This window comes from Streptomyces sp. NPDC001858 (assembly GCF_053594615.1).
On record NZ_JBSFEV010000034.1, the window covers coordinates 36527 to 49152 of the forward strand.

Genomic DNA, 12626 nt, shown 5'->3' on the forward strand with positions numbered 1-12626 from the left:
AATTGCAGGACCCCGGGAGGCACGGCGTCATGCAGGCGCAGGCCGGTGAGTACTGCTGTGGCAGGCCGTACCGCAGTCTCATTCGCCCACCGTTACTCTTCGCACCAGATGAGGCTGCTCATACTGCGAAAGTCGACGCCGCGATTGCAAACCACAACGCCTCACACCTTGTGACATGTTCCGCTTGGAGATCATTGCCCTGGCTTGTGCCATGTCGGCTTGGTGACATGGCGCAGAAGCGCCAAAACACTGTGTTGACAGTGATGTGAACGGATGACTGACTGCGAGCATCTTCTGCACATCTAGTTCGTGAGGTCTCCTTGCGCATGCCTCCGTCCCCGTCCCGCAGACGCGGACTGACAGCGGCCGTCGCCGCCCTGACAGTGCTGGCGGCCACGGCTCCTGCCGCGTCGGCCGACGCCGCTCCGACGTCCCCGTCTCCCACCGCCACCGTCGCCGCGGGTCCCGCGACCATGCACACCGTCACACTGATCACCGGTGACAAGGTCACGGTGACCGCGAACGGCAACCGGGACGCGGTCACGTCCGTGGCCGATCCGCAGGGCAGGACCGGTGGCGCTCACATCATGTCCGTCGGCGACGACACCTATGTGTATCCCGACGCGGCGCTTCCCTACCTCGCGTCCGGCGCTCTGGACGAGGAGTTGTTCAACGTCACGGAGCTGATCGCGGACGGCTACGACGACGCGCGCACCGACCACCTGCCGCTGATCGTCACGTACACCGACGCGGCGGCCCGCTCCCGCAGCCTCAAGACCCCGGTCGGCGCGAGCAGGACCCTGACGCTCAGCAGCATCCAGGGCGCGGCGATAGCCGCGAAGCACACGCGGGCGGCGGAGTTCTGGTCCTCCCTCACCGCCGCGGCCCCGGCGCGCGCGGGCTCGGCGGCCCCGGCCGGAGAGCTTGCGGGCGGCATTGCCAAGGTGTGGCTCGACGGGAAGGTGAAGGCCACACTGTCCGACACCACCGCGCAGATCGGGGCTCCCGAGGTCTGGGCGGGCGGGGACACCGGGCAGGGCGTGGACGTCGCCGTCCTGGACACCGGTATCGACGCCGCGCACCCGGACTTCGCCGGCCGTATCGCGGCGGCGGAGAGCTTCGTGCCGGGGCAGGACGTCACCGACCGGCACGGTCACGGCACCCATGTCGCCTCCACCGTCGCCGGAACCGGCGCGGCGTCCGGCGGCGCCGAGAAGGGCGTCGCTCCCGGCGCCGCCCTGCACATCGGCAAGGTCCTGGACGACGACGGCGGTGGTCAGGACTCCTGGATCCTGGCCGGCATGGAGTGGGCCGTCCGCGACCAGCACGCCAAGGTCGTCAGCATGAGCCTGGGCGGCGGACCCACCGACGGCACCGACCCCCTCAGCCAGGCCGTGAACCGGCTCAGCGAGGAGACCGGGGCACTGTTCGTCATCGCGGCGGGCAACACCGGCTCAGCCCCTTACAGCGTGAGCGCCCCCGGCGCTGCGGACGCCGCGCTGACGGTCGGCGCGGTGAACGGCCCCGGGAAGGGCTTGGACCAGCTGGCGTTCTTCTCCAGCCGCGGCCCCCGCGTGGGCGACAACGCCATCAAGCCCGATCTGACCGCCCCGGGCGTCGACGTGCTCGCTGCGCGCTCGCAGTACGCGCCGGAGGGCGAGGGCGCCTATCAGACGATGAGCGGCACCTCCATGGCCACTCCCCACGTCGCGGGTGCCGCCGCCCTGCTGGCCGCCGCGCACCCGGACTGGACGGGGCAGCAGCTCAAGGATGCCCTGGTCAACACCACGTCGAGCAACAAGCGGTTCAGCCCCTACGAGGTCGGCAGCGGGCGGGTCGACGTCGCCGCCGCCGTGAAGGCCACGCTGGTCACCTCCGGGAACGCGTTCGCGCAGACCCACGCCCCGTACACACCGGGCCAGACCGTCCGCAAGGACGTCACGTACACCAACTCCGGCGCCGAACCGGTCACCGTGGACCTGTCCCTGAGCCAGGAGCAGCTGCCCGAGGGCCTGTTCACCCTCACCGACACCCGACTGACCGTCCCCGCGAACGGCACCGCCGTCGTCGGCGTGATCACGCACCTCGACGCCGCGGAGGACAATGCCTTCTACGCCGGTCGGCTCACCGCCACCGGCGCCGACGGCACCGTCCGCACCCACACATTGGTCGGTCTGAACAAGGAGGGCCGACGGGTCACCTTGTCGGTCACGGCGAAGGACCGGCACGGCGCGGCCCTGCCCGGCACCCTCATCCTCAAGGACGTCGAGCGCGACACCGAGCCCAAGGTGTACGAGATCGACGCCTCGGGCCGGACGACCGCGCGCCTGCACCCGGGCACCTACTCGGCGTGGATGTACGCCGATGTGCCCGGCATCGACGGCACGCACACGCTGGGCCTCGCCGTGCTGTCCGCGCCGCAGATCGACCTCGACGCCGACCGGACCGTCCGCTTCGACGCCGCCGACCTGCGCAAGGCGGCCGCCCTCACCCCGCAGCCGACCGCCAATCAGTTCATGAGGGTGGACCAGTACCGCGCCAACAGCGGCCTGTTCCCGTTCCTGGACAGCTACATGCCGGCCAACTGGCGGTACGACAGCGTGTGGGTGACCCCGACGCCGAAGGTCACCAAGGGTTCGTACACCTTCGCCACCCGCTGGCGGCAGATCCAGCCGCCGCTGACGTTCTCCGCCGGCTCGCAGACCTACGACGACGTCGTCGTCCAGAGCCGGTCTCCCAAGCTGACGGAGGGCACGGGCAGCTACCGGGCGGTCTGGGCCGGTGACGGCTCGGTCGCGGACTTCCGCAGGGTGAAGGTGCGCGGCCAGGTGGCGGTCGTCCGCCGCAGCGACACCGTGCCCGCTCCGGAGCAGGCCGCGACGGCGGCGAAGGCCGGCGCCAGGCAACTGCTGATCCTGAACGACGGCTACGGAAAGCTGGACGCCTGGGCGGACCTGCCCGACGTCCCCCCGCTGCCGGTGGCCTCGCTCGGCGCCGACGACAGCGCCCGGCTGCTGAGCCGGATCGGCAAGCCCGGCACGGCTAGGCTGAAGGTGGTCTCGCACCCGTATCCGCGCTACCTGTACGACCTGGTCCGCCACCACGACGGGGCCGTTCCCCGGGATCCGTCGTACCGGCCCGGCCCGGGCGAGCTGGCCCGGATCGACGAGACGTTCCGCAACACGAAGCAGGGCGAGGCCGTCCAGTACCGCCAGGACGTGTCCGTCATGTTCGATAGCCCCCTGGGCATCCTGGCGACGCAGGTCGCGGCCCAGGGCACGCTGACGTCGTGGGTTTCGACGGGCGCCGGTGTCCGTTGGGTCTCCGCCGCCAGCATGCCGGACCTCCATCAGAGGGGCGTGGTGCGCTCGTATCAGCCACGCAGCACCACCGGCGAGAGCTGGTTCTCACCCATCCAGCGCCCGCGTCTGCTGAACGACGGCATCAGCTGGCGGGCTCCTTTCCGGACCGGCGACATCATCAGCACATCGGCGCTGCCGGCCTGGGGTGACTCCGGCGGTCACGCGGGCGTCACGTGGGCCGACGGCGACACGTCGAAGGTCTCGCTCTACCAGGGCGACCAGTTGCTCGGCGAGGACGTCAACGAACGGATCGTCTCCGCCGAGGGCGTGTCACCGGACCCGCTGCCCTACCGGATCGTGGTGGAGGGCAAGCGGAACCTGCCGGACCGCCCGTACTCGATCCGCACGCGCACCGAGTGGGGCTTCACCTCCAGCACGACGGACCCCACGGTCCTCACACCGCTGCCGCTGGTGCAGCTCGACTACGCGGTGCCCGCCGACCTGTCCGGCAAGGCCCACCGGCGGACCGGGCTGACAGTCACCCCTTCGCACCTGAAGGGCGCGGCGGGCGCGGGGACGATCCGCACGGTGACGCTGGAGTTGTCGTACGACGACGGCGCCACGTGGCGCAAGGCGACCCTGCGGCAGTCGGGCGGCGACTGGAAGGCACAGCTCAAGGCACCGTCCCGGGCCCGCTTCACGAGCGTACGCACGACGGCGCGGGACACGCAGGGGAACAGTGTGAGCCAGACCGTGATCCGCGCCTTCGGCCTGAGGTAACGACGGAGGGTTGCTGACCAAAGGCTGACGAAAGGGTGGCGAGAGGCCCCTGTCTGCGGTGGAGACCGTGGGCAGGGGCCACACGTTGTGTGCGCCGGGCGAACGGCTTGTCAGCTCGAAGGCTGATTGCACATGAGACGGACGGCGGGTGGCCTCGATGATCATGTGGTCGACGCCGGGGAGGACGGTGTAGGTGTGCGAAATGCCGTACTGGGTCAGGAGGTTGCTGAAGTTCTCCGTGATCTTCTTGCTGTCCTTGTCGTAGAGCCAGTCGGCGTCGCCGACGAGGAGGCGGACCTTGACGTCGTGGGCCTTGATGGCCCGGGTGTTGTGCTCGACGTAGTGGTGGGGCCGAACGGAGTCGAAGTAGGCGGCCGAGGCGGGATCGTCGAGCGGCCCGAAGGTGTTGGTGACGAACTGCTTCATGGGCTCGTCCTCGAAGTCGATGACGGCGCCGCCTCCAAGTGACTGCACTCCGGGTGTTTCCTCCTGTGCGGAGACGTACCCGGTTCTTGCTCGTGGCCGACGCGAGCGCCGAGCGGCGGCACGGCTGGGGCGCGCATCGCGACGGCGACCAGACGTTCACCGGCTGACGGCATGCGGGCTGAACCCGGTGGACTGTCAGGTCGCCGCCGGCGGCCACCCCGCCTGGGCCTGGCCCCATGTCCTCGGCCTGGACGTCGCCGGCATCGTCGATGCGGTGGGCGACGGTGTGAGCGGCGTAGGTATCGGGCGGCGCAGGTCGCCTGCCACGGCGACCTGCGCCGCCCCGGCGGCCTCGCCGAGTTCACGCTGGCCGACGCGTCGACCCTCGCGGCGGTGCCCGACGACCTGGACGCGGCCACGGCCGCCGCGCTGCCCTGCGCCGGGATCACGGCATACCAGGCCGTGGCGCGACGCCTGCACGTCACGGCAGGAGACACGGTGCTGGTCACCGCCGGTGCGGGCGGGGGCCGCGTACAGCCACGGTGACGAACGCGCCCGCGCGGACCTGTCCACGATGCTCGGCGACCTGCTGACGCTGGTGTCGGCCGGTCGTCTGGACCCCATGCTCACCAGGACCGTTGCCCTTGACGAGGCCCCGGCGGCCCTGACCGAACTGTCCGGCCGCCCCGTCGGCGGCAAGATCGTGTGCGTCGTGCGTCCCTGTTCGTCGCTGAGCCGACGGGCCCGTCACCGGATCCTCTCGACCTCGATTTCTGCCGGGCCGTCGCGCAGCACGCCCCGCACCTGGTCCACCGACACCGTCTCCGGCTCGAACTCCGCCAGCCACCAGGTGGCGCCCGCCTCGGCGTAGGGCGTCGGATCGGTGCCGGACGGCAGCGGGACGGCGATGTCGTACGGGGTCGTCCCCGGCCGGCGCAGTCCGCTGAGCGTGGTGACCATGTCGGCGAGCTGGTCGGGGTGTTCGAGATTGACCGGGATGTAACCGTCGTGCCGGGCGGCACGGCGCAACGGCTTGACGTTGCCGGCGAACCCCGCGGCCCACACCGGTACGCCGGGTCGCTGAACCGGCCGGGGGAGGAAGGTGACGCCGTCCACGGTGTAGTGCCGGCCGTGATGGTGCACGGGACTGCCGGACCACGCGGCGGTCAGGATCTCCAGTGACTCGTCGAGCATCCGGCCCCGCTCCCGGTCGTCGACTTCCTCCCCGGTCGCGGACAGCTCGGCGGCGAAGCGGTCGCTGCCGAGACCGACGCCGAGCGTGAGGCGGCCGTTGCTCAGCCGGTCCAGCGTCGCGGTCTCCTTGGCGACCTTGGCCGGCCGGCGGCGGGCGAGCGGGGTGACCATGGGGCCGAAACGGAGACGTTCGGTGGCGGTGGCGATCGCGGCCAGCGTGATCCACGGGTCGGCGACCTCCCGGACCGGTTCCCGCCAGCGCAGATGGTCCCAGACGAACACGCCGTGCCAGCCGGCCTCCTCCGCCTCGGCGGCCAGCCGCGCGACGACCACCGGGTCGGCGAGAGCGTCGAAGACCGGCAGCCAGAGCGCCGACCGCACCCCGGTCACCGCGGACCCCCTGCGGTGTGCTGGAGCAGCGCCGGGACGAACACGTCCCACAGCGGCCTCGGCAGGTCGTGACCTGCGCCCTCCAGGACCAGCAGTCCCGCGCCGGGAACCGCCTCGCGCAACGCATGTCCGTGAGGGAGCGGGAACACCGGGTCGTGGTCGCCGTGCACCACCAGGGTCGGCGCCTTGACGGCGGCGAAGTCGCGGGACGACCCGTCGAACGACATCGCGTAGTGGTTGACGAGCGTGGCCGCGATGTCGCGGGCGCGGGCCACGTCCCGCTCGACCAACGCGCGCGTGGCCCTCTCGTCGAAGTAGGGCGAGCCGCCTGAGCATGCCTTCGCCGATGCCACGACGAAGTCCACCACCGCGCCGGAGTCGGCGGGGTCCGGATCGGCGGGGGCGGCGCTGATGAACTCGTCCGAAGGCGGCGGGAGCCGGTCCTCGCCCGTGGAGGTGGAGACGAAGGTCAGTGACTCCACCCGGTCGGGGTGGTCCACCCCGATGAGGAGCCCGATCCCGCCGGACATGGACCGGCAGACGATGTGTGCGCGCTCGACGTTCAGGGCGTCCAGGATGCCGAGCGCGTCCGCGGCCAGGTCGGTGAACGCGTAGCCCGGCCGCCCTGGCGGGTAGCTGGTGGATCTGCCGGTGTCCCGGTTGTCGTAGCGGATCACCGACCGGCCGCCGCGCGCGAGCTGTTCGCACAGCTCGGTTTCCCACCACAGCATCGACGCGCTCGCACCGTCGATGAGCAGGATGGCCGGGTTCACGGGATTCCCGAAGGTTTCGAAGCACAGCTCGACATCGTCGATCTCTACGAGCTTCTCGCCGTGTGAGAGGTGATCGGTCATGAATGTCACGCTAGACCCCCTTCGGCGTGCGGCCGCAGATCGTGTGCCGCGCCGCGGGCAACGAAATCGTGCTGTCGATGGTGCGCGTCGGCGTGGGCCATCGAGATCGCCGTGGAAGTCGCAGGCGCGATCGCCAAGCGTCCTTGAACCTCCAACCGCTCCGCGGTGTGTTGCGGATGCCAGGCCTTCGCCCAGCGGGCCTCGACTCCGTCCGCGCCGGGCACGACGCTGCCGTCCACCTGATCGGGAGTTCATATGATGGGCGTTCCGGTGGCTGGAATCGTGCCTCCGGAGAATGGGACTTCGTTCGCCCCGCACCGGCGTGGTGGCGCGTTGGGGTGAAGTGGTCGCAGTGCTCAGGACCGATGTCCGGCTGGAATGATTCGTCTCCTTTCTCGCCGTGGTGGACACCGGCAGCTTCGGGGCCGCGGCCGAGGCGACGCACCGCTCACAGCCCTGGGTGAGCATGCACGTCGCCGCGCTGGAGCGGGAGTCGGGGGTCGCGCTGTTCGACCGGCGCAAACGCCCGGTCCTCGGGCCAGGTCCTCCGTCAGCCGGGGTTCCGATCGTCGCCGGCGGTTGCCGGAACCGGGCCACCTACCGGCGGCGAGTCCTGTCGCCGTTCATGTCATGGGGGGCGCTTCAGGGTTCACGGAACCAACACGATCTTGCCTTTTACGACCAACTCGGCGCGACCGGGGTTGGGCCGGCGCACGTCGATGTAGACGCCGCCGGGAGGCAGGAGAGTCAGTGAGCGGGGGTACGTCGTCGTCGCCGAGCGGGTCCAGGACCGCGTCGACGCCGTCCCGGATCACCTCGGCGAAGTTCGCCACGCTGATGTCCGCCGGCGCCAGCCGCTTCTGTCTGTGGTCACGCCTCCCCCTGGGGATGGCGGTTGCGAGTGGGTGCCCAACGGCAGGGGAAGGCCCAAGGCGGCCTCTCCCTGCCGTTCACATGAGCTGCGGGTAGACCGGCGGCCATGGGTAGCCCAGTTGCTCGGCGTCATGCGAACCTCCCCAGACCTCGGCGGCGGCACGGGGATCGCCTGCGGTCAGCCGCGCTTCAAGGCGCTCGGCTTGGACCGATGGAGCGTCCGCGGAGATCGGGAGGGTCATCCCGAATTGGAGCCAGGGCAGATCTGCGTCGGTCCGGTCACGGGGATGCATCAGGACGACGTGGATTCGATCGGTCTCCATGCGGGAGGCCCAGACGCCCTCCAACTCGCAGTCCCACCTGACGAGCCAGTCCCCGCGTCTCCTCAGCCCCGCTTCGAGCAGCCGCGCAACCGCTCCGGCCGGCCACTCCCAACTGCGGTCCTCTTCGGCTCGCAGGACCTCGGCCTCGTACTGACCTGCGGCGAACCGAAGCTGCGGTAGGTCGAAGTCCTGATTGGCCAGGTCGCGCCAGTCCGCCCAGACGACACGATCCCCGTCACGCGTGACCGTCATGTAGAGCGCGCCACAGCACTCCTCCACGCCGCACCCGGACCAAGCGAGACGAACCTCGTGGGGTGTCGCCGTGGCATGCAACGGCCCGTCCTGGCCCAGCAGTTCCCTGGGGCCCACTCCCAGGTACCGGGTGCCTCCCACGCCACCGGGGACCACCTCGGCCAGAAGATCCCGGCCATTGACGATCGGGCGGACCTCCACGGCGCCCTCCTCGGGTGGAGGGCACACGATGCTCAGAGCGAGAAGGTCCGGTCTCGTGGTCATCGGCCCATGATCGCGGAGCCGGCTCGCAACTGTCATCTGAGTTCGCGTGGCCTCCGCTCAGGACGGTAGTTCGGGCACAGGAGACGGGGGCGGGGCCGTGATGTGCGGCCCCGCCGCCCGCCCCCTGCCCCCGCCCCGTCGTCATGCGTGTTCGCGTGTGGGCGAGGGGATCACTTCAGGCCGAAGGCCCTGGTGATGCTCTGGTTCACGCTGTTGCCGCCGGCGTCGCGGGCGGTGGCCCGCAGGGTGACGAACCGTGCCGTGCGCGGCGCGTCGAGGCTGGTGCGCCAGTTGTCGCCGCTGTGCCGGAGCCGCGCGGTGTGCCAGGTCGCGCCGTCGTCGTAGGAGACCTCCAGGCCCACCGTGCGGATCGCGGCGGTTCCCGCCGAGGCGGACAGGTGGGACGCGGTGAGCGTCAGGTCGGCGTGGCGCCCCGCCTTGCCCGCGACGTCCGTGTCGACCGCGTAGTCCAGCTGGATCAGCGGCATTTGGGCCTGCGCGCCCGCGGCGCCCGCGCGGGAGGTGAAGCCCCACTCGGTGCGGGTGGACGTGGAGTAGGGCCCGGACCACGTGTCGCGGTCGTTCTGCGACACCAGACGGTAGGGGAGCGGGCCGGCGGCGAGGCCCGGGACGGTCAGGCTGTACTGGTACCTGCTGGTCTCCTTCACGAGTGTGTCGCCCTGGTACAGCTTGAGAATGTTGCGGACGCCGAAGTTGCCGTAGGTCGCCCCGACATGGTCGTTCCCGGAGTCGCCCCAGCCGGGGATGAAGACGTACAGCGTGTCGTCGAGGCGGACCGGGGCGGTGCCGTTGGCCAGGCGGGGCCGCTGGACGGGCCCGAACCAGCGGACGCTGCTCGTCGTCCCCGCACGGTAGGTCGCCGCAGGCGCGAACTGCTGCTGCTCGCCGGGGATCTCGGCCCGGCCCGACCACTGCTCGCCCGCCGTGACGTAGTCGGTGCGTTCCCCGAGCGCCGGGGCGAGCGAGGAGTTGAGGGCGCTGGGCCCGGAGCGTGCGATGTCCTCGCGGTAGTCCAGCGCCTTCCCGGCACGGAAGTTGCGGAAGGACACGTCGACGCGGGCCAGTTCACGCTGGGCCGCCCGGTAGACGGGGTCCGCCGGGACGGCGCCCTTGTAGTCGTGGACCAGTTCGTACACGTAGTCGGTGGTCGGGCTGGAGGTGACGGCGAGCCGGGTGCGGCTCTTGCGCAGTCCGGCGATCAGCTGCTCGCCCTCGTCCTGGGTGAGGCTCGCGACGGTCAGCGGCGGCGGGTTCGGAGTCCCCCAGGGGGAGTCGTTCCACGGGTCCAGGCGGCCCGATCCGTTGTGGACGACGAGGAGCAGCTTGGCGCCCGCGGCGGCGGCAGCGGCGGCCTGTTCCTCCACGGGCACGGTGCCGTTGCGGCGCACCACGACGGCCTTGCCCCGGGCCTGGAGAGCGGTGTATGCGGTGGCGGCGCCCTGACCGGCGAAGACCGCGGCGAGCCGGTGCCGGCCCTCGGCCAGCGGGGTCGCGCCCCGGTGCACGACGAGGTCGTCGAAGGCCCGGTCGCCCGAGGCCACCGTGAGCGTCGGCTCCTCCAGCCGTGAGCGGGTGCCGAAGACGAACTCGCCCTCGGCGACCTTCTTGGTGGGCAGCGCCCAGACGCTGTCGTACGCCATACCCGGCCAGCGCGCGGAGGACGACCAGTCGTCGGCGGCGAAGCCACGGTAGTACTCGATACGGGAGCCGCCGGGCGTGCTCGGCTTGGGAGCCACCGTCCTGACCTGACGGGCCCGCGTCGCGTCGAAGACGGCGGTGCGATCCTGGTCGAGGACGACGTCCGACACGGCCATCAGGCCCAGCCCGAGCGAGTGCGGGCCATGGGAGCCCTCGAGCTCGGCCTCCATCCACGCGGTGTACGAACCGGGCGGCAGCCGCAGGTCCACGGTGCCCGACTCGTCGATCCGCACCGGCAGCCACAGCTTCTTCGCCGTCAGGATGACGGTGCCGCCGATCGGCTTGCCGCTGCGGTCCTTGGCCTTCAGCGTCAGCCGGTGGCGCTCGCCCTCCCGGCCTGCGCCGAGCGAGGTACGGGTCACGACCGCGCCGGACGGGCCGGTGGCCGTCAGGAACCCGGCCACCATCTGGTCAGCCGCGATCTTGTCGAAGTGCGCTGTCACCGTCACCGAGGCGGTGCCGTGCGCCGGGACGGTGACCCGTGAAGCCGACAGGGTGAACGGGCCGGCGTCCGCGCCCGAGGCACGCGCCGCGAGATCGAGGGTGACCGGGCTGCCGGCGCTGTTGCTGTAGGTCACCTCCCGCTCGGTGGTTGTTCCGGCGGGCGTCGGCCAGGTGCGGAAGCCGAAGTCGGCGCTGCCGGTGGCGAACGTCGTCGCGGCCGTCGTCGCGGCGATGTCCAGGCGGCCGGTGCCGCCCTCGTACGGGCTGTACCGCGGCGTCGCCTTGGTGGTGCTGACCAGGGCGTTCTTGAGCTGACGGCCCGTCCAGTCCGGGTGCTCGGCGGCCAGCAGCGCGGCGGCGCCCGCGACGTGCGGAGTGGCCATGGAGGTGCCGCTCAGGGCCTGGTACGAGCCCGAGCCCGCGGCGGCGTACTGGGAGCGCGCCGCCAGGATGTCCACACCGGGAGCGGTGAGGTCCGGCTTGACGCCTCCGTCGCCCGCCCGGGGGCCGCGGCTGGAGAAGTCGGCGAGGGAGTCGGAGCCGTCGACGGCGCCGACGGTCAGCGCGGCGGCCGCGGCGCCCGGCGCGCCCACCGAGAATCTGTCGGGACCGGCGTTGCCCGCGGCGATGGTGAACAGCGCCCCGGTCTCCGCGCTGAGCGTGTCGACCGCCATGCTCAGCGGGTCCGTGCCGTCGGTGGGCTGGCCGCCCAGGCTCATGCTGATGATCTTCGCGTGCTGGTCGCGGGCCGCCCACTCCATGCCGGCCAGCACCCACGAGTCCTGGCCGTAGCCGTCGTCGGAGAGCACCTTGCCGATGTGCAGGTTCGCGCCGGGCGCGACGCCCCGCTCCTTGCCGTCGGACGCGGCGCCGGTACCGGCGATGGTGGAGGCCACATGCGTGCCGTGGCCGTTGCGGTCCACGACCGACTCGCCGGGCACGAAGGCCTCGGTCGCGGCGACCCGGTCGGCCAGGTCGGGGTGGTCCGTGTCCACGCCCGTGTCGAGGACCGCGACGTCCACGCCCTCACCGGTGTTGCCGGAGGCCCACACCTGCGGCGCGCCGATCTGCGCGGTGCTGTCGGCGAGGTCCACCTTCACTCTGCCGTCCAGCCAGACCTTGGCGAGTCCGCCCGTGAACCGGGGTTGTTCCCCGCGGTCGCGCGCCGCCGCGCCGGCGCCGTCGCCGGTGATCGACGCCCAGAAGGCGTCCGACCGGTCGGCGCCCAGCGCCGCACCCTGGATGCTGTCCAGCGTGCGCACCTTGCGGGCGCCCTCCGGCACCGGGAGGGCACGCGAACGGGCGGCGGCGTCGGTGTAGGTGACGATCAGCGGCAGCCGGTCGCGGTGCGCGTCGTCGTAGCCGTCCGCCAGGAGCTGCGTGACGTTGAACAGCTCTTTGTCCAGCAGCCCCGCGGCGAGGTACGGCAGAGCGCTGTGCGGATAGACGTATGTGTCCTTGCCGCTCTGATTGGTCTCGAAGCCGGTGTAGTGGCCGTCCGGGTCCCGCACGGTCCGGCTCGACGTGCCGTCGGCGGCCCGGGTGACGGTGACCTTGTCGCCCGTCACCAGGGTCACGGACCGAGCGGTGCCGAGCGCCGCGGGCAGGGCCGCGGCGGACGCGAGGGATGAGGGGGCGGGCGGTGCAGGGGCCGCGGAGGCCAGGGCGGGCGACACGGCCAGCACCGCGGTGGCGGTGCACAGCGCTGTCAGCCTGCGTCTGCGGAAAGGCAGAAACGACAAGGGAGACCTCATGGTTGCGCGTCGGATGGGACGCCGAGGATTATGCGATCACTCCCGGCCGCC

The 12626-nt window shown here is 71.5% G+C and carries 8 protein-coding genes and 1 pseudogene; 5 read left to right on the top strand and 4 right to left on the bottom strand.

Going from position 1 to position 12626, the window contains the following annotated elements; translation table 11 throughout:
- Positions 1 to 326: 326 nt before the first annotated feature.
- The 4 genes and pseudogenes from ACWCPF_RS34645 (at position 327) to ACWCPF_RS34660 (ending at position 5054) form a co-directional block, all read left to right on the top strand.
- The gene (locus ACWCPF_RS34645) at positions 327 to 4082 is read left to right on the top strand and encodes a S8 family serine peptidase (protein ID WP_451049068.1); all 3756 of its coding nucleotides are present in this window, start codon (positions 327 to 329) and stop codon (positions 4080 to 4082) included.
- Positions 4083 to 4214: 132 nt separating this feature from the next.
- Positions 4215 to 4550: a hypothetical protein gene (locus ACWCPF_RS34650; RefSeq protein WP_451049069.1), complete on the top strand. Its 336-nt coding sequence runs from the start codon at positions 4215 to 4217 to the stop codon at positions 4548 to 4550.
- Between the two features lie 145 nt (positions 4551 to 4695).
- Positions 4696 to 4767: pseudogene (locus ACWCPF_RS34655) on the top strand (hypothetical protein); the annotation flags it as partial.
- Positions 4768 to 4901: 134 nt separating this feature from the next.
- The gene (locus ACWCPF_RS34660) at positions 4902 to 5054 is read left to right on the top strand and encodes a hypothetical protein (protein WP_451049132.1); all 153 of its coding nucleotides are present in this window, start codon (positions 4902 to 4904) and stop codon (positions 5052 to 5054) included.
- Between the two features lie 201 nt (positions 5055 to 5255).
- On the opposite strand, the gene ACWCPF_RS34665 is transcribed toward ACWCPF_RS34660, so the two are convergent.
- Together ACWCPF_RS34665 and ACWCPF_RS34670 are read right to left on the bottom strand one after the other, a co-directional pair.
- Positions 5256 to 6092: an LLM class flavin-dependent oxidoreductase gene (locus ACWCPF_RS34665; RefSeq protein WP_451049070.1), complete on the bottom strand. Its 837-nt coding sequence runs from the start codon at positions 6090 to 6092 to the stop codon at positions 5256 to 5258.
- On the bottom strand, positions 6089 to 6946 hold the full coding sequence (locus tag ACWCPF_RS34670; protein WP_451049071.1) for an alpha/beta fold hydrolase: 858 nt from the start codon (positions 6944 to 6946) through the stop codon (positions 6089 to 6091). Before ACWCPF_RS34670 ends, ACWCPF_RS34665 begins: the two co-directional genes overlap by 4 nt.
- Positions 6947 to 7346: 400 nt before the next feature.
- Here ACWCPF_RS34670 and ACWCPF_RS34675 point away from each other — a divergent pair, with 400 nt between their 5' ends.
- Complete coding sequence (locus ACWCPF_RS34675; protein WP_451049072.1) at positions 7347 to 7700, top strand: helix-turn-helix domain-containing protein; 354 nt, start codon at positions 7347 to 7349, stop codon at positions 7698 to 7700.
- 196 nt (positions 7701 to 7896) lie between these two features.
- Here the strand turns inward: ACWCPF_RS34675 and ACWCPF_RS34680 are convergent, their stop codons facing one another.
- Both ACWCPF_RS34680 and ACWCPF_RS34685 read right to left on the bottom strand, forming a co-directional pair.
- On the bottom strand, positions 7897 to 8658 hold the full coding sequence (locus ACWCPF_RS34680) for a hypothetical protein (RefSeq protein WP_451049073.1): 762 nt from the start codon (positions 8656 to 8658) through the stop codon (positions 7897 to 7899).
- A gap of 170 nt (positions 8659 to 8828) precedes the next feature.
- Positions 8829 to 12563 carry a S8 family serine peptidase gene (locus tag ACWCPF_RS34685; RefSeq protein ID WP_451049074.1) on the bottom strand — a complete coding sequence of 1245 codons (3735 nt, stop codon included), beginning with the start codon at positions 12561 to 12563 and terminating at the stop codon, positions 8829 to 8831.
- Positions 12564 to 12626 lie beyond the last annotated feature (63 nt).

What these genes read in the sequence shown, in the direction of transcription:
- ACWCPF_RS34645 (WP_451049068.1), top strand. Translation starts at nt 327, where the DNA reads ATGCCTCCGTCCCCGTCCCGCAGACGCGGACTGACAGCGGCCGTCGCC.
- ACWCPF_RS34650 (WP_451049069.1), top strand. Translation starts at nt 4,215, where the DNA reads ATGAGACGGACGGCGGGTGGCCTCGATGATCATGTGGTCGACGCCGGG.
- ACWCPF_RS34670 (WP_451049071.1), bottom strand. Translation starts at nt 6,946, where the DNA reads ATGACCGATCACCTCTCACACGGCGAGAAGCTCGTAGAGATCGACGAT.
- ACWCPF_RS34680 (WP_451049073.1), bottom strand. Translation starts at nt 8,658, where the DNA reads ATGACCACGAGACCGGACCTTCTCGCTCTGAGCATCGTGTGCCCTCCA.